This is a genomic window from Pseudaquabacterium rugosum (genome assembly GCF_038066575.1).
In the GTDB taxonomy this organism is placed as follows: domain Bacteria; phylum Pseudomonadota; class Gammaproteobacteria; order Burkholderiales; family Burkholderiaceae_C; genus Pseudaquabacterium; species Pseudaquabacterium rugosum.
Genome location: NZ_JBBUTF010000006.1, coordinates 43,006 through 63,677, shown reverse-complemented (window position 1 = coordinate 63,677; position 20,672 = coordinate 43,006). Strand labels below are relative to the sequence as shown.

The following is a 20,672-nucleotide window of genomic DNA, read 5'->3' as shown; positions in this document are numbered from 1 at the left end:
AACAGGAGCTTCTCCGATGGAAATCGCCTTCATTCTGCTGATTGTCGTCGGTGTGTTCGTCGTCCGCTCGCTCAAGGTGGTGCCGCAGCAGCATGCCTGGGTGGTCGAACGGCTCGGCAAGTACCACGCCACGCTGTCGCCGGGTCTCAACATCCTGATCCCCTTCATCGACCAGGTGGCCTATCGCCACTCGCTCAAGGAGATCCCGCTGGACGTGCCCAGCCAGGTCTGCATCACCAAGGACAACACCCAGCTGCAGGTCGACGGCATCCTGTACTACCAGGTCACGGATGCCAAACGCGCGAGTTACGGCTCCAGCAACTACCAGCTGGCCATCACCCAGCTGGCGCAGACCACGCTGCGCAGCGTGATCGGCCGCATGGAGCTCGACCGCACCTTCGAGGAGCGCGAGATCATCAACGCCCAGGTCGTCAGCGCGCTCGACGAGGCGGCGCTGAACTGGGGCGTCAAGGTGCTGCGTTACGAGATCAAGGACCTGACCCCGCCGGCCGAGATCCTGCACGCGATGCAGGCCCAGATCACCGCCGAGCGGGAGAAGCGCGCGCTGATCGCCGCCTCCGAGGGCCGCAAGCAGGAGCAGATCAACATCGCCACCGGCGAGCGCGAATCCTTCATCGCGCGCTCGGAGGGCCAGAAGCAGGCCGACATCAACCAGGCCCAGGGCCAGGCCGCCGCCATCGAGGCGGTGGCCGAGGCGACGGCCGAGGCCATCCGCAAGATCGCCGCGGCCATCCAGCAGCCCGGCGGCGAGCAGGCGGTGCAGCTGAAGGTGGCCGAGAAGGCGGTCGAGGCCTACGGCCAGCTGGCGCAGAAGAACAACACGATGATCGTGCCCGGCCACATGGGCGAGGTCTCGACGCTGATCGGCACGGCGATGGCCTTGTTCAAGGGTGGGGCGGCGCGCGAGCCGTGAAGCATCCGAACTGCCCGAGGGCATGCACTACACCCACATCGCCTTCGCCGTCTATTCCGAGATCCAGACCTCGGATGGCCAGAAGCATCTGGGCTACGCCATCCACAACCTCTACCAGCTCGACGGCCGGCCCGACGTCAGCGGGCTGGTGGTCGACTACCCGGTGGACTTCTTCTCCGGCGCCGTGGAGCTGGAGGCCGGCGTGCTGATCCCCTCGCCGACGCTGCAGCAGCGCCTGCTCGACGTGATCACCTCGCCGCGCTACCAGACCCTGCATGAGCCCGCCTGTTCGGTGATCGCCAACCCCTACACGCTGGGGCGGCAGAACTGCACCGAGTTCACGCTGGACGTGATCCAGTCGGCCGTCTACCAGACCGGCGACGTGCAGACCATCAAGACGGCCAACCGCAAGTACTTCACCGCGCAGAAGGTCAATGTCAGCCCGCTGAAGCTGACCCTCGGCAGCCTGTTCTCCCGCGAGGTCTCGCTGGCCGACCAGGAGGGCGAGCCGGTGACGGCCACCTTCGAGACCATCGCCCGCTACCTCGGCCAGTACGACCAGGGAGCTAACAGCTTCACGGTGCGGCCGACGGCGGCGGCCGAGTTGCCGTCGCCGAGTCAGGCGCTGCGGTGAGGTGAGCTGGGCTTTTCTGGGGGCAGGTCAGCAGGCTTCGACGCAGGCGGTTGCACTCGGCGGTGCTCTCCTGGCCTGCTGAACGGTCGTTGCAGAAGCTGTTGATTCTGCGTGTTGGCTGCAAGCTACCAGGGCGCTACATGCGCCTTGTGCCATGCCGAAAGAGCGACTGCTTTGCAGCGGTTGCGGTCATTCGCGGCACCTCATCGAAGGGACCGCTGTCGGCCAGGAGCGGGCGCCGGCGACAGACTGCATCAAGGAAGTCGGCCGCGGACAGCTCGTGGGGTTGAGGGCGGCTTGCCAAAGTAAGATTCCCACTATCTGTTCGCTGACCGGGCCTGGCTGGACCCGTTGTCACGCCCGCTGGGAGGAAGATGCACAACGTGCAGTTCGAAATTTCGAAGCCCACCGACGATGGGGCCTTCGAAGACATGTGCGCCCGAATCTACGGGACCGTCTTCAATGACCCATTGCCGCAGACGAACGGGCGTCGGGGCCAGAAGCAGGGCGGCATCGATGTGTTCATCGACGCGCCAGAAGGCCGGCTCGGCGTCCAGTGCAAGAGGTACGCAGACGGTGCTCTGAAGTTCAAGCACGTAGAGCACGAGGTCTCCGAAGCCGACAAGGCAAACACCCCAATCGTCCGCCTCATCGTCGCTACCACTGCAACGAGTGATGCGGTGCTCCTGCGGGAAGTGCAGGGCCTGTCCGATGCCAGGGTGGCTGAGGGGCAGTATCCGATCAAGATTGAGTTTTGGCAGGACCTCTGCCGGCACATTCGCGGCAGTTCGAAGCTCCAGAATGACTACGCTCCAAATGCACCTGGCGCCGTCTTTCACCGCTTGGATGAGCAGAACGCAGGGATTGAGGCGAACCTGCTCAGCATCTACTCCAAGCTGGAAGTTCTTACGGGCCTGCCCAGCGGCCGCGCCGACTCGGTCAACAAGTTCCTTACTTCGCAACTTGACGCCGTCAACGACGTGCTTCGAGCCGCAAGGTTCAAGGATGCCATTGAAGACTTGCAGCGTATCGGCGCCGACATGTCGCTCTTCGATGCTCACCAGCAGGCGCGCTGGTACGTGCAGCGGGGCGTCTGCACGTGGCATCTAGAGAGCGGCGCTGCTGCCGCCCCTGACTTCCTTCGCGCCACCGAGCTGTATCCCGACGACGAGATAATCGCAGCGGCGAAGGTCAGAGGCCTACTCTTCACTGACAAGGTCGACGAGGCACTGGCCGCAGGGGATGAGGCACTCGCAAGGTATCCCGCATCAGTGCACGTCTGGATTGCCCATGCCAATGCCAGGATGGTCAAAGGGAACATCCTAGCGCTCGCTGATGCACCGGCCGCGATGCGCGACAACTGCGATGTGCTGCAGCTCGTTTCGTGGGCGCGGAAGAAGGCCGGAGACCTAACTGGCGCCGTCGAGCTGAGCGCTAAAGCATTGGCCAAGCCGAACGCTGCCTTTTTTGTCAGGAACACGGCGCTGGTGCTGGCACTCGAGGCAGTTGCCAGCGACCCCGTAAAGGTCGCACATGGCTTGGTGGGCGAAGCAGCAATCACCGCGCTCAGGCGGGCCGTCGAGGCGCTCACACCGCGAAAAGACCGTGTTTGGGCGGTGCAATCGCCGGGCTCAGTCGAAGACACGCTGGTGCACCTTGGCTACAGCTACCTTGTGCTGGGTACGCCTGATGAGACTTTGGCCCTTGTCAATGAGGCACGACACGCCGGCGTGCTGACACCTCGGCTGAAACGCGTCGCACTAGAAGCCTATCGTCGACTGGACCGCTCAGACGAGTTTGTCCAGCTTGGTCGGGAGTGGCTGGACGACCTTGAGGAAGAGGCGTTAATTCTGGTCGCGGAGTATGCCTCTGGTGTAGGCGACGTTCAGCTGGTCGAGGCCGTGCAGGCGTTGGTGACGCGAAACGGCTACCAGCAGGTAGAGGTTCCACACCTTCTGCGCGCTATGCGGTGGGTCGCTCTTTGGCGCTCAGGCACCCGCAAGCAGCAAGCGCTGACGGAGGTCAAGGCAGCGGATGTTGCGAACTCAGACAGCCTCGCCGTCATATGTGGCGGCGCCCGGATACTGCATGCGGGTAAAGATGAAGTGGCAGCCGATGCGGCGATTGAGAAGGCCTGCACCCTTGTGTCAAAGGACACTGCTCCGGCAGAGCGACTCTTGCTCGCGGATCTGCTCTTCGCCACGGACAAGCTGGAGCTTGCCGCGCGTCAGTACGAGCTACTTGCCCCACGCGGCAAGCACTCCGAGCTCCACAACCGGCTGCTTCGCTGCTATGTGCGCACAGGCGCGCTGCGCAAGGCGAAGGAACTGGTCTTGTCGTTTCCAGACACCTGGACAAGCGACGAGCGAGCATTGAGCCTCGCGATTGAACTAGGGCAGCAGGCATCGGACTGGGAGTTTCTGGTTCCCCTTGCTGAGTTGCATTGCGAGCGGCGGCCACAGGAGGCCGGCGGCTGGCTGCTACGTCTCGCGCTTGACCTCAAGATGCGCAAGATGGCCCGATTCCACTATGCGCTTGAGTCGGTACCGGCCCAGTTGTCAGGGCCACCAAGACTTCTTGCTCAGGTTGCGTCCCTTGAGCTCCGTTTCGGCCGCAAAGAGACCGGCATGCTGCGGCTGTATGGCATGTTTCGTCGCAACCTCGACGATGTAGACGCAGCCTCAGCCTACTTCATCGCCATCGTGGCCGGGCCTCAAGAGCTTCCGTTCATGGACGAGGAACTGTCGGAAGTTCAGCCTGGGGCAGTCGTGACGCTCAAGAACGAATTGGGCGAGACGGTGACACTTTCGCTGGACCCGGAGGGTTTGCTGGACCTCCCAGCCCGGGGAGGCATGGTCGCCCCGTCCGATGACGTAGCCCGCAGCCTACTGGGCGTGGCCGTGGGCCAGCAAGTCTCTCTGCCCGGGCCATTCGGAACCGAACAGCGCTTCGTTGTCGAAGGGGTGACAAGCATCTTCCGGCGGCTGCTTCGCATCGCGCAGGAACGGGTCAACTCGCCGATTGCTTCGGACCTGCCGTTGATGTCCGTGCCTGTCCCGAGGACAGACAAAGGCGTCGACTTTAGCCACGTGCACGCCATGCTGAAGCGGCAGTCTGAGCACTCACGGCGAGCGCTTCAGGGCTATGCGGACAACCCCATCACGCTGGGAATTCTGGGCAAGCTGATCGGGCGAAGCGTGCTCGACATGGTTGCTGGGTGGCCGTCTGACGCACCTCCCTTGTTTGTGTGCGCTGGTACCAAGGAGCAACGGGAGGCTGCCGTCGAATTGCTCCAACGGCCCGACGCTGAGTATGTTGTTGATGCTGCGACCGTTGCCGAGCTGGCTTCACTTGACTGCCTTGCCGCTCTGGCGGCGCTGCCTCGCGTCTACATCTCTACGAAGGCCGTTGAGACTCTCGAAGCTCGACTCGAAGAGGCGAAGCTCGAGCGCTCCGGCGGGCAGATGTTCGATGACAACGGCACGATGCGGTTTGTCGAGTACACGAACCAGGACAGGGAGCAGCAGACTGCGTTCATTCAAACCATGGTTGACGCGGTCCGACAGCACTGTGTGATGGTTCCTGCTTATGGACCGGAAGAGCTTCCAGCAGACCTGGAGCGAGCGCAGGACGTACTCGAAGACGAGGAACTCGCTGCACTGCTATTGACTGCGGAGAGGAACGCGACCCTGTTCACCGTTGACGGGCGACTCGCCCAGTTCGGCCTCGTATCGGCGAAGCTCAAGTCGGTGTGGCCGCAGGAGGTTCTCCGGTACGCCGGAGAACGAGGGAAGCTGACGCACCAGCAATACTCCTACGCTGTCGTTCGAATGTTTCTGCGGAATCGCAGCTTCGTCTCGCTAGGCTCGTACGACTTGGTGTTCATGTGCTTACAAGGAGGCTACGCGCTAACTGAGGGCCTTCAGCGGTTCAAGGACTACCTGGCCTCCAGCTCCACTGAGCTTGTGTCGGCGGTTTCTGTTGCGTTCGAGTTCCTCGAACTGCAAGCGCGGCACCCCACTCAGTTCAAGGCGTTTGCGGAGCTCATGGGTCACATCGTCGAAGCGAGCCTCCGACACCCGCACTGTAATCAGGAGGAACTCTTGAAGGTCGCGCTTGATTTTGCGAGCGGCATGGCACTCAAGAGCAACGGTTCCTCCATACCGTACTCTCGTGTCGAGGGCTACAGGCAGGCACGTAGGCGTGTCTACGCCAAGGTCCTCGGGAAGGCGATTGAGGCAGCCGTACGGCTCGCCAGTTCGCCGCCGCGTCGACGAGCAATAAAGCTGCGTGCGTTGATGTGCATGCAGCCTCCGTATCTCACGTTCGATGGGGAAGCGAAGGATCCGGTGGAGCCACCTATCCAGCACGTAGAAGCGTCGCCAGGAGAAGACCTTCAAGTCGGAGGCGGCACGACCACGCTAAGAGCGGCTAACATTACCTCTCATCTGAGGTCCAGATTGAGCGGTTGAGAGGCGATGGCCAGAAGGAAAGAAGTCAGCGGAGCACTGTGGGCACAGATCGAGCCGCTGCTGCCGAAGCACCAACCTTCACCCAAAGGCGGGAGGCCCCGTGTGTCCGACGAGCAGGCGCTCAACGGCATCCTGTTCGTCCTGCGCACGGGTATCGCCTGGGAGGACCTGCCGCAAGAGCTGGGCTTCGGCTGTGGAATGACCTGCTGGCGAAGGCTGCGCGAGTGGCAGGCCAGTGGTGTCTGGCACCAGTTGCATCTGGTGTTGCTGGCCAAGTTGCGGGCCGCCGACCGACTGGACCTGAGTCGAGTCAGCATTGATGGAGCCTCGGTCTCCAGCCCCCGGGGGGGCAGTACACGGGGCGCAACCCGACCGATCGGGGCAAGCTCGGCAGCAAGAGGCACCTCATCACGGACGTCAACGGCATCCCATTGACGTTCTGCGTCACCGGAGCCAATCGCCACGATTCGATCGTCTTCGAGCCGCTGGTTGACGCGCTACCGGCTGTCCCGGGAAAGCGCGGACGACCAAGGCGATGGCCGCGAAAATTGCATGCTGACAAGGGCTACGACTTCATGCGATGTCGGCAGCACCTGCGCAAGATCGGCATCCAGGCGCGGATCGCCCGCAAGGGTATCGAACGCAACGATCGACTGGGCAAGCATCGCTGGGTGGTGGAACGCACGCATGCCTGGCTGGCAGCCTTCGGCAAGCTGCGGATCCGGTTCGAGCGTCAAATCGCCACTCATGTGGCGCTTCTGTCGCTTGCTTGCTGCATCATCTGCATGCGTTCGCTTTCTGGGTAATGTTAGCGGCTCTAAGCAGCAGTCAAGCATTGATGTTGCCCCTCGCCTACGAAGCGGATGAACGCGCTGAGGAGGCAAAAACTGAACCGGAGTCGCCGCAAAGCGCAGCGGCCTGACGGTCCGGTTCGAGACTGCGCGATCTGGAATCTGGATGTCGCTTCAGGGTCGTTAGTGGTCACTGATAGCCGAGCAAGCGAGCGACCGCCATCAGTCTGAAGCAGCCAAAGACATCCCGTGCGTGAGTCTTTCTCCCCATGACAGCCGTCAGCCCCCCCACCGCCGCGGCCCTGACGAACGGCGGCCGGGCTGGGCGGGTGCAGGTCCATCAGGTCAGGCGCTGCCATCCTCTCGACGGATGACGTCCCGAGGCCGTGAGCCGCACGGTTTGCGCGTGATCGTCTGGCTTCCGGGGCCCCGATGCTAGGGTGCCGGAAGACCCGCGCCGGGGGGCGCGGCAGCAATGGCTCGGACACAGGGAGGGAACAGCCATGCGGATCGACACGAAGCGGCTGTGGACGGTGGGCGTCTGCACGGCCTTGGTGGCCTGCGGCGGCGGTGGGGGCGGCACCGGCGATATGACCGTCGACCCGGGGCAGAACGCGGCCCTGGTCGCCGAGGTCAGCGCATTCATCGCCCGCCTGGACGCGGACCGAGCCACGGCCTTGCCGTCCAGCGGAGCGGCCATGTACGCCCACCACGATGCGTGCTATCTGAATGACGGCTGGACCAAGGCCGCGTTCGTCGCGGGTTTCGATGCCGACCCACAGGCGGTGGACGGTCGGGGCTACCTCATCGGCAGCACCCGGCACAACCTGGTGGTGCTGGCCCAACGTACGCTGACCAACGGCGATGGCAGCAGCCGGCACGAGGTCGATGTCCAGTACGACATCCACCATGCCGACGGCACGGTGAACGTGGCCAACCGCGAGACGCTCATCCACGGCAGCAGCGCCGGCAGCACGCTGCTGAACGGCGCGCCCTGCGCCACGCCGGAGAGCCGTGCCGAGTGGCGCTTCCACGGCAACCGCCGGGTGGTGCGGGTGTCGGTCCATGCGCGCAACGTCCGGACCGAGTACCACGCTCTGGACACGGGGGCCTCCTTGTCTCCGGGCGTGGGCTATTCCAGGTACATCGGTCTGCTGGTTTCCGATCCGGGGCGTGTGGCCACTATGCCACCGTGTCCGGCCCCGGGCTGACCGTCAATGGTCAGCCGGCGGTCTTCAAGCTGCTGTCGCCGCGGATCCTGCGCGATGACCCGCTGCTGGACGGCAAGACCGGCCATGAGGTGGACGCGCAGGACACCGATGCCTTCCGGGTCTGTCGCACCGCCGCTGGCGGCTATGCCGAGGCCAGCCAGGCCGATTGCGTGCGCAACGGCGCTTCAGGCAGCACCTGGGGCGCCCACGGCTATCTCGCGGTCGGCGATGCGGATGCGGCTTTCGACAGCATCGGACTGGTGGCCGGCGGGATCTACACCTTCACGGTGTATGCCGATGACGGCTGGAAGACCGTCAATGGCCAGGCCGGCAAGGTGCCGATCGCCACCTACACCGCCACCTTGAAGCATCTGCCCTACAGCGCGGCCGCGCTGGCCGCCGGCTTCCCGTCCTTCACGGCCCTGTCCAGCCCGCCCGAGGACATCGCCAGCGCCGTGCGGTCGAAGTCGGCCCTGGCCGTCGACGCCACCTAGTCCGCTCCGGGCGTCCTGCCCAACGGTGGTGTGCTCGGCTTGTCCGAGGCCTACGCCATCGTCCAGGGCCAGGCCAACGCGCAGGGCCGGCGCTTCCCGTCCAGCGGCAGCATCCGCTGGGGCTATCCCGACCGCGGCGCGACCCGGGCGCAGCTGCCCGCCCTCACGCCGGGCGCCAGCCTGGTCACCCCCGTCCATGCGGAGATCGGCCTGAACTTCACCACCCGCGATGGAAACGTGGTGACCACCGCCGTCAGTTTCTTTCAGCCATCGAGCCAGACGCAGGCGCTGGGCGCGTGCCGGCGCGACGGCTGCGGGCGGTGAACGGCGGCGGATGGCAGGGCCTGCTGACCCTCAACACCGCTCGCTGACGAAATCCGCCCGCGCCGGCCGCACCTTCTTCAGGTTCACCAGCCAGTCGCCTTCGGCGGCACGGTAGCCCAGCGGCAGCAGGATCACGCTGCGCAGGCCCTCGGCCTTCAGGCCCAGGATCTCGTCGACCTGTGCGGGGTCGAAGCCCTCCATCGGCGTGGCGTCCACCTGCTCGGCGGCGGCGGCGATCAGCGCGCTGCCCAGGCCGATGTAGGCCTGGCGGGCGGCGTGGGCGTGGTTGACTTCGGGGTCGCGCGGCACGTAGCTGGCCAGGACCTGTTGGCGATACGCCTCCCAGCCCTCGTTGCGGAAGCCCCGCTGTTCGTTGACGAGGTCGAAGGCGCGGTTGATGCGCTCGGCGGTGTAGTTGTCCCAGGCCGCGAAGACCAGCAGGTGGGAGGCTTCGGTCACCTGCGCCTGGTTCCAGGCCACGGCGCGGATGCGTTCGCGCAGTTCGGGGTTGGTGACCACGAGCAGCTGGTAGGGCTGCAGGCCGGACGACGAGGCCGTCAGCCGCACCGCCTCGGTGATGCGTTCCACCGCCGCCTCGGGCACGGCGCGGGTGGGGTCGAATTTCTTGGTGGCGTAGCGCCAGTTCAGCAGGTTCAGCAGATCCATGGGGCAGTCATCGAAAGGGCAGGCCCGCCGCGGCGGGCGATGGAACACCACGGGCCGGCATGGGTGCCAGCCCTCGCCGGCATTGTTTCGTTCCGGCGTCATCGGGGTCCTGTCGCCGCGCAAGACCTTGGCGCGCAAGGGCCATCCGTCGGGCGTGTTGCAGACGCGACCGGAACGGTCCAGGGCTGATCGCGGGCCGGCACGGCGGCCGGTGCGCCGAGCCAGCGGCGCTTCCGGCCTCAGTACAGATCCCTCCGGTAACGCCCGGCCGCGCTCAGGGCCTGCAGGCCGGCGTGGCCGAGCAGCTCTTCCAGCACCCCGTGCACCGCCTGGCCCATGCCCTGGCGGCTGCCGCAGACGTAGATCGCGGCCCCGGCTTCCAGCCACTGGCGCAGCCGTGGCGCGCGTTCGCGCAGGCGGTGCTGCACATAGGGCTGCTGGGGCGTGTCGCGGGAGTAGACGCGGTCGAGCTCGCGCAGCAGGCCGCTGGCCTGCCACTGCGCCAGCTCCTCGGCGTAATGGTCATCATGGGCGGCGCTGCGTTCGCCGTACAGCAGCCAGGCCGGTGCGGCGAGCTGGCCGCTTGCCGGGTGGCCGGCCCGGGCCCGGAGGTGGGCGCGCAGGCCGGCCAGGCCGGTGCCGTTGCCGATCAGCACCAGCGGGCGCGTGCGGTTGCCGCCGATGCGGAAGCCCGCATGGGCGCGCACACGCATCGGCAGGGTGTCGCCGGGGGCGGTGTGGCGGGTCAGCCAGCCGGAGGCCAGGCCGCTGCGGCCGTCCGCCCGGCCTTGCTGGCGGACCAGCAGATGCACGCGGCCGTCCGCGGGCACGGAGGCGATGGTGTAGTCGCGCGGGCGGCCCGGTTCTTCGGGCACGTGCAGCTGCAGCAGGTCGCCGGGCTCCCAGTGGGGCGGGGGGCCCTCGGCCGGCTCCAGCTCCAGGTGGAAGCAGGGGCCGCCCGCGCTGCCGGGGTTCAGGTGCCGGCGTTGCACGATGCGCCAGGGCTGGAAGGGGGCGGCGGTGGGAGACGGGTGTGCCGGGTCCGCCGGCGCGGCCCCCAGGGTCTGCAGCTGGCGCTGCCAGGCGGCCAGCGCCGACGGATCGCCGGCATCGACATCGATGCGCGGGAACAGGCGGTGGGCACCGCATTCGGCCAGCCAGGTGTCGAGCGCGTGGCCGAAGGCGCAGTACCGGGCGTAGCGGCGGTCGCCGAGCGCCAGTACCGCGTAGTCCAGGCCCTGCAGGTCGGGCCGGGGGCGGTGGGCCATCACGTCCTGGGCGAAGGCTGCCGCGTTGTCGGGTGGATCGCCCTCGCCGGCGGTGCTGGCGACGATCAGCAGCGGGCCGCCGTCGCGCAACGCCGGGGCCTGCAGCGCGCCGAGCGTCAGCAGCGTGACCGGTCGTCCGGCCGCATGCAGGGCCTGTGCGGCCTGCGTGGCCAGGGCCTCGGCCTGGCCGCTCTGGCCCGCATGGGCCACGCGCAGTGGCGGCTGCACGGGGGCCGCGGGGGCTGTGGTCGACACCGGGTCTGGGGATCGGGCCAGCGATCGGGCCCGGGCCTCGGCCGCTCGGGCGCGCTGTCGGTGGGCCCGCAGGATGGCCGCACACATCAGGCCATAGCTGACCAGGACCGCGGCCGCGGCGGCCAGCCGGTCGGGGCTCATGCGGCCAGCGCCGCCAGGGCGGGGCTGAGCTGTTCATGCAGCCCGCCGGCAGGATCGCGCAGCCGCCACAGCGCGGCCAGGCCGTACAGCCGGGCCAGTGCCAGGCCTTCGGGCCAGGGCAGGGCCATCAGCGCGGTCGACCAGGCATCGGCCTGCATGCACGAGGCATGGACCACGCTCACCGAGGCCACGCCGTGGTCGGCCGGCTGGCCGGTGCGCAGGTCGAGGGTGTGGGCGCGGTGGCGGCCGTCGGCGTCGGTGTAGCAGCGGCGGTAGTCGCCCGAGGTGGCCACGGCCAGGCCGTGCAGGCCGATGCGGGTGGGTGTGGGCCCGCCGGCATCGGCGTGTGCCGCGGGCGGTGCCTCCAGGCCGACCCACCAGGGCTGGCCGTCGCCGCGCAGGCCGATGCCGCGCAGCTCGCCGCCGATGTCCACCAGGGCGTGGGCGATGCCGGCCGCCTGCAGGGTCTGCACCAGACGGTCCACCGCATGGCCCTTGGCGATGGCCGAGAAGTCCAGCCGGATGCCGCCGGGTTGCAGCAGGCGCGTGCCGTCCAGGCGCAGGCGGCGCCAGCTGCCGTGCGGCGCGGCGGCCTGTGCGCGGGCCCGGTCGCGGGCATCCGGCGGGCGGAAGCCGGGGGCGTCGTGGCGTGGTCCGGGGCCGAAGCCCCAGGCATCGACCAGCGGGCCGGCGCAGGGGTCGAAGGCGCCGTCGCTGTCCTCGGCGATGGTGAGGGCGCAGCGCAGCACCGTCAGGAAGTCCTCGGGCAGCTCGACCCAGCGGCCGGCCGGCGCGCGGTTGTAGTGGCTGATGACGGTGTCGGCCTGCCAGGGGCTCATCTGGGCGATCACCGTGTCGAGCACCTGCTGCAGGGCCGCGGTCAGGTGCGGGCCGGCGGGTGCGTGCTCCGGCCCGTACCACTGCACCTGCCAGTGGGTGCCCATGGTGTGGCCGCCCCGCTGCTGGCGCACCAGGCCCAGCGCGGGTGGCGCCATCGGCGTGGCCTGCAGGGGCAGCAGCACGCGGGGGGGGGCCGCCGGGCGGTGTGCGGCGGCCCGGGTCTCGGTCAGCGCCATGGGCCGGTCACGGGGGCAGGACTTCCAGCGTGGCGGCATAACTGGCGCGGCGCACGGGCGCGGCCAGCGTGCCGACCGGCGCGTTCTTCTCGTCGCGCGGCGGCAGGGCCTGCACCCAGTACATGCCGGCCTGCGGCCAGGTCAGTTGCACCTCACCTTGGGCGTCCGTCGTCAGCTGCATCTCGACCGGCTGGTCGCGATAGCGCTTGCCGCCCAGGGCCACGGTCACGTTCAGGCCGGCCGCCGGTCGGCCATCGAGCGTGAAGCGCAGCGTGGCGGGGCTGCCGGCCTGCAGATCGTTGGGGTGTGGGCGGGTCTGCAGGTCCAGCCCGGTGGCCACCGGCTGCAGCGCCTGGGTCGACGGCCGGCCGGCGGTGACGAAGGTCTCGACGCGGCTGAGCGAGCGCGTCACGTTCAGCTGCTGGGCGTCGGCGGGGATCTCGCGGGCCAGGCTCTCGGCCGTGCCGCGCAGCCGGCGCGGCTCGCCCTGCGACCTGAAGCTGGCGATCAGCTGGTCGCTGAGCACCGCGATGCGATAGGTACCGGGCTGGGTGAGTTTCAGGTCGAAGGTGTTGCGCAGCGCGCCCTGGGCGGTGTGGGTCACGGTCTGCGGTCGGCCGTCGGGGGCGGTGATGCTCAGGCCGTCCAGGCGCAGCGCCACGTGCTCGAAGGAGAACAGCTCGTTGGAGACGGCCGCGTCGACCGTCAGCCAGGGATCCTGGCCGGCGTGGACGGTGGCCGAGGGCAGCAGCCACACGCGGTGGGCGTGGCCGGACAGCGGCAGGCCGAGGGCCAGCAAGGCCGCGAGGGCGAAGTGGCGGCCACGGAGGGATCGGGGTCGGGGAGCGGGCAGGGGCATCATCGATCGGTGCGTCGGACAGGGAAGGGCGGCGGGGCGGGCGTACAGGCTCATGGCTTGAGCTGCAGGCTGACGCCGCCCAGCTCCTCGCGGCCGCGGGCCTGGGCGGTGGCGGCGGCCTTGGGCGGCCACTGGAACGGCACTTTCACGCGCTCGCGCCCGCCGGTCTCGCGGGCCGCTTCGACCACCAGCTGGTAGTCGCCGTCGGGCAGGCCGGCCAGTGGCGCGCGCGTGCCGGCGAACGTCAGGCTGTGCTCGCCGGGGGCGCGTGTGGCGGTGCTCAGGCCGTCCAGCGGCAGGGTGAGCTCGCGTCCGCTCTGGCGCCACCAGCTGCGCAGATCCTTCAGCCACTTGGTGCCGCCCTGGTTGCGCAGCTTGATGTCGTACCAGACGGCCAGGTTGCCGGCGAAGCTCTGGTCGGGCCGCTCCAGCCAGATGGCCACGTAGGGGCGGTGATATTCGGCCACGTCCAGCCGCGGCAGTTCGAGCTTGAGCGTCAGATCCGCAGCCAGGGCCGGCCAGGCGGTGCCGGCGGCGGCCAGGGCCACGGGAAGGCGGCGGGACCAGGTCGGAAGGCTCATGAGGGTCGGGCGGCGGCAGGCCGCCAGGTCAGTGGATGAACAGGATGACGAGCAGCAGCGGCAGCACCAGGCCCAGGCCGACCAGCGGCCAGGTGCCCGCACGGTGGCCGGCGTGGTGCTGCAGGATCAGCAGGCCGCTGACCGAGAACACCAGGCAGGCGACGCCGAAGACGTCGATGAAGCCGCGCCAGACCGGCCCGGCATGGCGGCCCTTGTGCAGGTCGTTGAGCAGCGCGATCCAGCCGCGGTCGGTGCGCTCGTGGACGACGGCGCCGTCGTCCAGCGAGATGCGCAGCCACGCATCCCCGCCTGGCCGCGGCAGCGAGAGCTGGATCTCCTGCGGCGACCAGTCGGCCTCCTGCGCGGACAGCGCCTCCGCGCTCAGCTGCAGCTGCGTGGCCAGCCAGTCGCGCAGGGCCGGTGGCAGCGGGCGGCTGTCGTCACCCTCATCCTGCGTGGCCGCGCGGCTCAATGTGCGCCTCAGATCGTCCGGCAGGCGGGCCTGGCGCAGCTGCACGTCGGCACGCGCCGGGATGTCCGCCGCATGGTTCAAGGTGATGCCGGTCAGCGCGAACAGCAGCATGCCGATCAGGCACACCGCCGAGCTGATCCAGTGCCACTGGTGCAGCGTGCGCAGCCAGCGCGCCCGCCCGGGGGCCGAGGAGGGAGGCATCGGGCTCAGCGGCGTCCAGCGTCCGCGTCCGCATCGGCCGCTGCCGGTCGGCGCGGCGGCGGCAGCGGGTCCAGGCGGTCGACCCGTTGGTCGGCGTTCGTGTCGTGGCCGCGGAAGGTGCGGGCGGCGGCGGCCTGGTCTTCCTCGCGGGTGTAGTGGCCGTCGCGGTCGCGGTCGACCAGCGCGAAGCGCACATGGGCCTGCCGGATCGCCCGTTCGTAGCGCGCGTCGGGCTCGCGCTGCTCGTCCAGGTACTGGCGCTTGAGGCGGGCCTCGAACTCGGCGACGTACTCGGCTTCGTCGAGCACGCCGTTGCCGTCGCGGTCGCCGGCGGCGAAGCGCTGGTGGCGCACCGCGTCGTACTCGGCCCGCGTGACGGTGCCGTCGCGGTCGGTGTCATGGGCGGCCATGAAGGCGGCGCGGCTGTGGCCGTCCGTCGCGGTGGCGGTGTGGCCGGCGGTCGATGCCGGGGTGCCGCAGGCGCCCAGCATCAGGCCGGCGGCCGCCAGCATGACGGACATCATCAGGGGTCGGGTCACGGTGCGGGCCGGCCGGCGCAGGGGGGCTTCATGCATGATGGGGGTCTCCTCGGTCCGGGCGTCAGAACACGCCGCTCAGCGACAGGGCCACGCTGCGGCCGGGCGCCGTCAGCAGCTCGATGTCGCGCTGGTCGGCCGCCACCGAGGGCTGCAGGGAGCGCACGCTGGCGTAATCCCAGTAGCGCTTGTCGCCGAGGTTGCGCACCGAGGCATCGATCCGCCACTGGCGGTCGATCTGCCAGTGGCCGGCCAGGTGGAAGACGCCGTAGCCCGGCGTGCGGAACAAGGCGGTGGTCGATGCGGTCAGGTCCGTGCCGCTGTTGGCATAGGCTTCGCGGTTGGTCGCCACGGCCTGTTTGGCGCGGGCCAGCGTGCCGCTCAGGCGCAGGCCCCAGGTCTTCTCGGGGGCGTCGTAGCCGACGCCGATCACCGCCTTGTCGGGCTGCACGCTGTCCAGGGCCACGTCCTGGTCGCCGGCATAGCTGGACCTGGAGCTGCCGCGGCTCAGGCCCATGGCCCAGGTGGTGTAGACGCCGGCCAGTGCGGGTGTCCAGGTGCCGTGGTCCAGGCGCAGCGCGGTCTCCACGCCGTAGATCGTGGCCTCGTCGCGGTTCTCGGCCTGGTACAGGATGGTGATGGTCGAGGGCAGGCCGGTGAACAGGGCCGGCTGGCCCGCCCGCGTGTAGCGGGTGTAGGCGATGAAGTCCTCGTACTGGCTGTGGAAGGCGGATGCCGACAGCGTGACGCCGGCCGCCGGATGGCCGGCGAGGCCGACATCGACGGTGCGTCCGCTCTCGGGCTGCAGCGCCGTGTTGCCCACCAGGTGGTAGGAGGCGGTGCTGGAGCCATTGTTCCAGGAGCCGTAGAGCTCGCCTGCGCCCGGTGCCCGGTGGCTCTGGCGGATGCCGGCATGGGCCTTCAGTCCGGGCGTCAGGTCGTAGACCAGGCTCAGGCTGGGGCTTACCAGCGTGTGGCGCGACGGACGGCCGTAGAGCGCCTGCGCGCCGCTGGCGGACAGGCCGCTGGACGCGAAGGCCTCCAGGTTGCGGGCCTCGGTCTCCACATGGTCGACGCGCAGACCCGGCGTCAGGCGCAGGCGGCCGCCATCCAGCAGGCTGATCTCGTCCTGCACGAAGACGCCGACCCGGCGCGTGCGGCTGTCGGGCTGCGGCGTGACCACGCCGCTGACCGTCCAGGGACGCTCCGCATCTTCGGCGGCAGCACTCAGGCCGATGCTGAGCCGGTGCGCGCCGATGCGCTTGTCCGCCGTGGACGACAGGCCGCGCATGCGCGACCGGGTGCCGGTGTCATCGTGCGTGCTCAGGGCCGAGGACAGCGTCAGCGTGTCCGTCGCGTCCTGCGTGCGGGCGCCTTGCACGTACAGCCGGGTCTGCAGGCCGTCGATCAGGTGGCCTTCGGGCAGCGTCCACTGGTGCTGCAGCTGCAGCGTGGCGCGGCGCGTGTCGCTGTCCTGCGTCGACTGGCTGGCCACCGCGGTGCCGGTGGTGCCCAGCGTGTCCCAGGCCGAGGCGTTGGCGCGCTGGTAGAGATCGGCCGACAGCACCAGACGGTGGTCCTGGCCCGCCTTCAGGCCGCCCTTGAGCAGCAGCGCATGGGAGCGCCAGTCGTCCGGGTTGGCGGGCGTGGTCGCCGAGTGGTTGTCCGTCTCGCGCCCCTCACGTCGCGAGTACACCAGCAGCCCGTCCCAGGGCCCGGAGCGGCCGGCCGCGGTGATGGCGGCCTGGGTCGAGCCGTCGACCGTGTCGCCACCCAGCTTGACGCTGAGGTGGCGCGTCCGGTCGCCCTGCAGGAAGGGTTCGGCCGACTTGGTGCGCAAGCTCACCGAGCCGCCCAGGCCGGCGCTCTCACGGGCTGCGCCGCTGACGCCGGGATCGATCTCGATGCGGGTGTAGAGCTCCGGATCGATCTGGTCGCGGCCGACGCCGAAGCTGCCCAGCCCGGCCCGGCTGACGTAGGGCCGGGTGCTGGCCGCGGGCAGCTCGACCCCGTCGAGGTCCATGCCCACGCGGTTGCCTTCGAGGCCCCGCACGTTGTAGCCGGTGCTGCCGCCGCGGTCGAAGCGGCTCTTGTTGCGCGAGGCGCCGACGCCGACGCCCGGCGCGCTGACCAGCGGCTGCTCGGCGACCACGTCCTGCAGCGTGCGGGCGTGGGCCTGGGCGTCGAGCGCGATCGTCCTGCGGTCGGCGGGGGCGGCGGCCTGGTCCGTGCGGGCGCGCACCTGCAGCGTGGGCAGGGTCTGCTCGGGCACGGCGGCCGGGGTGCCGGCCGCGGCCGTGCCCTCCGTCTGGGCGGCAGCCAGCGTGCTGCCGAGGGCCATGCTGATGGCGAGCGTGAGACGGCCCAGGGCGAGGCGCCCTTGTGGATCCTGGTTCATGGGACGGCGGGTCGGATGCGGTGACGGATGAGGTCGCGGATCGTAAGTGCGAATGATTCGCAATACATCCAATGACCGCAGGAAGACCCTGGGTTTCTCCCGACGATCGTGGGGGGTCAGCCGGGCGTGACCCTGCCCATCAGCCCATCAGCCCAGCGTGACCACCCGTCCCTCCCGTGCCGACACCCGCGCCGCGTCCAGCACCGCCAGCAGCGCGGCGCCCTCCTCGGCGGTCACGGGCAGCGGGCCCTCGCCCCGCACGGCGGCGGCGAAGGCCGCGTAGTAGTCCTGGTAGGCGCCGCGGGCCGAGGGCACGGTCTCGCGGCCGTCCGCGGTGTTCAATGTGCCCCACAGCCGGGCGTCCTCGTGGCCCCAGCGCGGGCCCTCGTCGGCCGGGCGGCGGCCGCTGAGCAGGGCCTGGGTCTGCACGTCGGTGCCGCTGGCGATGTAGCTGCCGCCGCTGCCGTAGACGCGCCAGGACTTCTCGACGTGGCGGTTGAGCTTGCCGGCGCTCACGTGCGAGCGCACGCCGCTGCGGTGCTGCAGATGGATCGAGAAGCCGGCGTCGGTGCGGCCGGCGGGCCGGTCCACATGGTCCAGCTCGGCGTGCACGCTGTGGACCGGGCCCAGCAGCCACATCATCTGGTCGACCAGGTGGGTGCCGAGGTCGCGCAGCAGGCCGCCGTCGGGGCCGGCCTCCAGCGTCTCGGGCTGGTCCAGCTCGAAGCGCGATTCCACGCGCCAGATCTCGCCCAGGCGGCCGCTGGCCAGCACGGCCTGCACGGTGCGCGCATCGCTGTCCCAGCGGCGGTTGTGGAAGACGCCGAGCAGGCGGCCGGCCTGGCGGGCGGCCGCGGCCATCTCGTGGGCCACGGCCGCGCTGGGCGCGAAGGGCTTGTCGGCGATGACGTGGACGCCGGCGGCCAGGGCCTGCAGCACCAGCGCGCGGCGGGTGTGCGGCGGCGTGGTGATGGTGACGAGATCGACCCCGTGGGCCAGCAGCGCGGCCAGGTCGTCGAAGGTCGGCACACCGGGCCAGTCGCTGCGCACCTCGGTTTGGCGGTCAGGGTTGGCCGTCACCACGCCCACCAGCGTCAAGCCCGGCACGGCCGCGATGTAGGGCGTGTGGAACAGGCGCCCGCCGACGCCGTAGCCGACGACGCCGATGCGCAGGGGGCGAGAGGGGCGGTGGTCCGGTGGGTCAGCCAATGGTAGAGCGGTCATGTGGATGCCTCGGGCCTGTCGGGCCAAGCCTGATCGTGGATCGTACGGCAGTCTACCAAGTTGAAAAATGATTTCTATTGATTGATATGAGGAAATTAATTTCCATCACGTGGCGGCTGCCCGCTGCAGCAGCAGCGACAGCCGCTCGGCCGCCGGGGTCAGCGGCAGGGCAGCGCGGCTGACCTGGACGATGTCCGGGCCCATCAGCCGGTCTTCTACCGGCAGGGGCGCCAGCAGCCTGCTGAAGTACGGTGACTCGGCCCACTGGCGCGGCAAGAAGGCCAGCGCGTCCGAGCTCTCCAGCAGAGCCAGCAAGGCCAGCATCGATTCCACCACCGTGTGCACCGCCGGGCTGCGCAAGCCAAGGGCGGCGAACTGCTCCTCGAACTCCTGTTCCAGCCGTTCGCGCAGGCCGGTGACGATCCACTGTGCGTCCAGCAGATCGGCCAGACGGCGGGTCCCACCCAGCGGGTGGCCGCGGCGGGCCATCACCACGCGCTCGTTGCGGTAGACCAGGTCCACCCGGTAGGCGTGGCCGAGTTCGCGCTCGGGTCGTGGGCCGAGGTAGAAGTCGAGCCGGCCGTCGCGCAGCGCGGGCTCAACCGCCGGGAACAGGCCTTCGACGATGCGCAGCTTGATGCGCGGGCATTCGCGCCGGAAGTCGGCGCAGGCCGCGGCCAGCTCCCCGAGCACCGGCGCGCTGGACAGGGCCACGCTGACCTGGCCGTCCATCTCGCCGCGACCCTGTCGGGCTTCTTCCAGGCCGCGCCTCACCTCCTCCAGTGCGGTCTGGGCGCGCAGCAGGAAGCGCTCGCCGGTGGGGGTCAGCCGCATGCCGCGCGCATGGCGCTCGAACAGCGGGCTGCCGATCTCGGCCTCCAGTTCCTGCAGGCTGCGGGTGAGGGCGGGCTGGGTCAGACCCAGGCTGCGGGCGGCGGCGCGCGCACTGCGGGTGCGGGCGATGGCAACGAAGTCGCGCAGGTGGTGAAGCTTGGGCACTGATGAGTCTCAGGCATCGCTGGGTGAAAACTGCATTCTCCCCGTCATCGCTTCGGCTTCCTAGCATGGGTGTCACCGCATCAGACCGATGCCAGAGACATCCGATGGAGACACGATGACCGCCCTCAATCCGCCCCTGAACCGGCGCAGCACACGGCCCAGCCGCCGGCGGGCGGCGACCCGGATCGCCGTCTGTGCCCTCGGCCTGTGGGCCGCTGCCGCGCCGCTCAGCGCCCAGACGGTGCGCAGCGCGCCGACGCGCATCACCAGCGCGTTTCCGGCTGGCAGCGGGCCCGATGCCGTGGCCCGGCTGCTGGCGGCCCGGCTGGGCGCGCGCTGGGGCCAGCCGGTGCTGGTCGAGCCCAAGCCCGGTGCGGCCGGCGTGCTGGCGATCAACGCGATGAAGCGCCTGTCGCCCAGTGGCAATGAGCTGGTGGTGGTGGATGTGGGCAACCTCGCCATCAATCCGCTGGTGTTCCGCAACCTGGCCTACGACCCGCAGACCGAGCTGGTGCCGGTGGCCGTGCTCTACAAGGCGGCCTTCTTCGTCACCGTCTCCAGCCAGAGCCCGCTGCGCAGCGGGCGCGATCTGGCCGATGCGGCGCGGGGCGGGCGCTTCAGCTACGGCTCCAACGCGGTGGGCGGGCCGATCCAGCTGGGTTCGGCCCGGCTGGATGCGGCGCTCGGCACCCGCATGCTGCATGTGCCGTTCAAGGAGACGGCCGCGCTCTACAGCGCGGTGGCCACGCAGGAGGTGGACTGGGCGCTGGGCTCGCTGGCCACCACCGGGCCGCTGGTCAAGGCTGGCAGGCTGCGCTATCTGGCCGTGGCCGACAAGGTGCGCTCACCGGCCCAGCCCGATGTGCCCACGCTGGAGGAGGCCGGCGGTCCCAAGGGCCTGGAGGCCCAGACCTGGGTGGCCTTGATGGCGCCGGCCGGCACGCCCGCGGCGGTGGTCGACGAGATCAACCGCGCCGTCAACGAGGTGCTGGCCCAGCCGGAGGCCCGGGCCGCCTATGCCGGCTTCGGCTTCGTCGCCAGCCCCGGCCCGGCCAGCCAGGTCAGCGAGCTGATGCGCGCCGATGGCGCGCGCTATGCCGAAGTGATCAAGCGGCTCAAGCTCACGCTCGACTGAA

The 20,672-nt window shown here is 69.5% G+C and carries 18 protein-coding genes; 8 read left to right on the top strand and 10 right to left on the bottom strand.

Annotated elements, in window-relative coordinates:
- Window positions 1-16: 16 nt before the first annotated feature.
- The 7 genes from AACH11_RS07700 to AACH11_RS07670 all read left to right on the top strand — a co-directional run bounded on the left by AACH11_RS07700 (window position 17) and on the right by AACH11_RS07670 (window position 8,860).
- A complete protein-coding gene (locus AACH11_RS07700; RefSeq protein ID WP_341373628.1) occupies window positions 17-934 on the top strand; it encodes an SPFH domain-containing protein in 918 nt (305 codons plus the stop codon).
- Window positions 935-956: 22 nt separating this feature from the next.
- On the top strand, window positions 957-1,568 hold the full coding sequence (locus AACH11_RS07695) for a DUF2145 domain-containing protein (protein ID WP_341373627.1): 612 nt from the start codon (window positions 957-959) through the stop codon (window positions 1,566-1,568).
- A 374-nt stretch (window positions 1,569-1,942) separates the two neighbouring features.
- Window positions 1,943-6,040, top strand: a complete 4,098-nt coding sequence (locus tag AACH11_RS07690) for a PIN domain-containing protein (RefSeq protein ID WP_341373626.1) — start codon at window positions 1,943-1,945, stop codon at window positions 6,038-6,040.
- A 6-nt stretch (window positions 6,041-6,046) separates the two neighbouring features.
- Window positions 6,047-6,846, top strand: a protein-coding gene (locus AACH11_RS07685; protein WP_341373625.1) for an IS5 family transposase whose coding sequence is annotated in 2 segments (ribosomal slippage) — window positions 6,047-6,374 and window positions 6,374-6,846 — 801 coding nt in all. Because the reading frame shifts where the segments join, the coding sequence is not laid out codon by codon here.
- Window positions 6,847-7,334: 488 nt separating this feature from the next.
- Window positions 7,335-8,042: a hypothetical protein gene (locus AACH11_RS07680; RefSeq protein WP_341373624.1), complete on the top strand. Its 708-nt coding sequence runs from the start codon at window positions 7,335-7,337 to the stop codon at window positions 8,040-8,042.
- Complete coding sequence (locus AACH11_RS07675) at window positions 8,024-8,536, top strand: hypothetical protein (protein WP_341373623.1); 513 nt, start codon at window positions 8,024-8,026, stop codon at window positions 8,534-8,536. The genes AACH11_RS07680 and AACH11_RS07675 overlap by 19 nt, the downstream gene beginning before the upstream one ends.
- A gap of 39 nt (window positions 8,537-8,575) precedes the next feature.
- A complete protein-coding gene (locus AACH11_RS07670; protein WP_341373622.1) occupies window positions 8,576-8,860 on the top strand; it encodes a hypothetical protein in 285 nt (94 codons plus the stop codon).
- Window positions 8,861-8,890: 30 nt separating this feature from the next.
- Here the strand turns inward: AACH11_RS07670 and AACH11_RS07665 are convergent, their stop codons facing one another.
- The 10 genes from AACH11_RS07665 to AACH11_RS07620 form a co-directional block, all read right to left on the bottom strand.
- Window positions 8,891-9,526 carry an NAD(P)H-dependent oxidoreductase gene (locus AACH11_RS07665; protein WP_341373621.1) on the bottom strand — a complete coding sequence of 212 codons (636 nt, stop codon included), beginning with the start codon at window positions 9,524-9,526 and terminating at the stop codon, window positions 8,891-8,893.
- Window positions 9,527-9,765: 239 nt separating this feature from the next.
- Complete coding sequence (locus AACH11_RS07660) at window positions 9,766-11,190, bottom strand: sulfite reductase subunit alpha (protein ID WP_341373620.1); 1,425 nt, start codon at window positions 11,188-11,190, stop codon at window positions 9,766-9,768.
- Window positions 11,187-12,266, bottom strand: coding sequence for an FAD:protein FMN transferase (locus AACH11_RS07655; RefSeq protein ID WP_341373619.1), 1,080 nt, complete (start codon window positions 12,264-12,266; stop codon window positions 11,187-11,189). Before AACH11_RS07655 ends, AACH11_RS07660 begins: the two co-directional genes overlap by 4 nt.
- Window positions 12,267-12,273: 7 nt before the next feature.
- Window positions 12,274-13,128 carry a DUF4198 domain-containing protein gene (locus AACH11_RS07650; protein ID WP_341373618.1) on the bottom strand — a complete coding sequence of 285 codons (855 nt, stop codon included), beginning with the start codon at window positions 13,126-13,128 and terminating at the stop codon, window positions 12,274-12,276.
- Window positions 13,129-13,175: 47 nt separating this feature from the next.
- Window positions 13,176-13,706, bottom strand: coding sequence for a DUF2271 domain-containing protein (locus tag AACH11_RS07645; RefSeq protein WP_341373617.1), 531 nt, complete (start codon window positions 13,704-13,706; stop codon window positions 13,176-13,178).
- Between the two features lie 28 nt (window positions 13,707-13,734).
- Window positions 13,735-14,379 (bottom strand): PepSY-associated TM helix domain-containing protein, encoded by a 645-nt coding sequence (locus tag AACH11_RS07640; protein ID WP_341373616.1) that lies wholly within the window; start codon window positions 14,377-14,379, stop codon window positions 13,735-13,737.
- 5 nt (window positions 14,380-14,384) lie between these two features.
- Entirely contained in the window at window positions 14,385-14,954 is a 570-nt protein-coding gene (locus tag AACH11_RS07635; RefSeq protein WP_341373615.1) for an EF-hand domain-containing protein, read from the bottom strand.
- A 25-nt stretch (window positions 14,955-14,979) separates the two neighbouring features.
- A complete protein-coding gene (locus tag AACH11_RS07630; protein ID WP_341373614.1) occupies window positions 14,980-17,313 on the bottom strand; it encodes a TonB-dependent receptor domain-containing protein in 2,334 nt (777 codons plus the stop codon).
- Between the two features lie 147 nt (window positions 17,314-17,460).
- On the bottom strand, window positions 17,461-18,537 hold the full coding sequence (locus tag AACH11_RS07625; RefSeq protein ID WP_341373613.1) for a Gfo/Idh/MocA family oxidoreductase: 1,077 nt from the start codon (window positions 18,535-18,537) through the stop codon (window positions 17,461-17,463).
- A gap of 105 nt (window positions 18,538-18,642) precedes the next feature.
- Entirely contained in the window at window positions 18,643-19,536 is an 894-nt protein-coding gene (locus tag AACH11_RS07620; RefSeq protein ID WP_341373612.1) for a LysR substrate-binding domain-containing protein, read from the bottom strand.
- A gap of 115 nt (window positions 19,537-19,651) precedes the next feature.
- On the opposite strand from AACH11_RS07620, the gene AACH11_RS07615 reads away from it, so the two are divergent.
- Window positions 19,652-20,671: a Bug family tripartite tricarboxylate transporter substrate binding protein gene (locus tag AACH11_RS07615; RefSeq protein WP_341373611.1), complete on the top strand. Its 1,020-nt coding sequence runs from the start codon at window positions 19,652-19,654 to the stop codon at window positions 20,669-20,671.
- Window position 20,672 lies beyond the last annotated feature (1 nt).

Coding starts and splice junctions, on each gene's coding strand:
- AACH11_RS07700 (WP_341373628.1), top strand. CDS start 17: ATGGAAATCGCCTTCATTCTGCTGATTGTCGTCGGTGTGTTCGTCGTC.
- AACH11_RS07695 (WP_341373627.1), top strand. CDS start 957: ATGCACTACACCCACATCGCCTTCGCCGTCTATTCCGAGATCCAGACC.
- AACH11_RS07690 (WP_341373626.1), top strand. CDS start 1,943: ATGCACAACGTGCAGTTCGAAATTTCGAAGCCCACCGACGATGGGGCC.
- AACH11_RS07680 (WP_341373624.1), top strand. CDS start 7,335: ATGCGGATCGACACGAAGCGGCTGTGGACGGTGGGCGTCTGCACGGCC.
- AACH11_RS07665 (WP_341373621.1), bottom strand. CDS start 9,526: ATGGATCTGCTGAACCTGCTGAACTGGCGCTACGCCACCAAGAAATTC.
- AACH11_RS07660 (WP_341373620.1), bottom strand. CDS start 11,190: ATGAGCCCCGACCGGCTGGCCGCCGCGGCCGCGGTCCTGGTCAGCTAT.
- AACH11_RS07655 (WP_341373619.1), bottom strand. CDS start 12,266: ATGGCGCTGACCGAGACCCGGGCCGCCGCACACCGCCCGGCGGCCCCC.
- AACH11_RS07650 (WP_341373618.1), bottom strand. CDS start 13,128: ATGATGCCCCTGCCCGCTCCCCGACCCCGATCCCTCCGTGGCCGCCAC.
- AACH11_RS07645 (WP_341373617.1), bottom strand. CDS start 13,706: ATGAGCCTTCCGACCTGGTCCCGCCGCCTTCCCGTGGCCCTGGCCGCC.
- AACH11_RS07640 (WP_341373616.1), bottom strand. CDS start 14,379: ATGCCTCCCTCCTCGGCCCCCGGGCGGGCGCGCTGGCTGCGCACGCTG.
- AACH11_RS07635 (WP_341373615.1), bottom strand. CDS start 14,954: ATGCATGAAGCCCCCCTGCGCCGGCCGGCCCGCACCGTGACCCGACCC.
- AACH11_RS07630 (WP_341373614.1), bottom strand. CDS start 17,313: ATGAACCAGGATCCACAAGGGCGCCTCGCCCTGGGCCGTCTCACGCTC.
- AACH11_RS07625 (WP_341373613.1), bottom strand. CDS start 18,537: ATGACCGCTCTACCATTGGCTGACCCACCGGACCACCGCCCCTCTCGC.
- AACH11_RS07615 (WP_341373611.1), top strand. CDS start 19,652: ATGACCGCCCTCAATCCGCCCCTGAACCGGCGCAGCACACGGCCCAGC.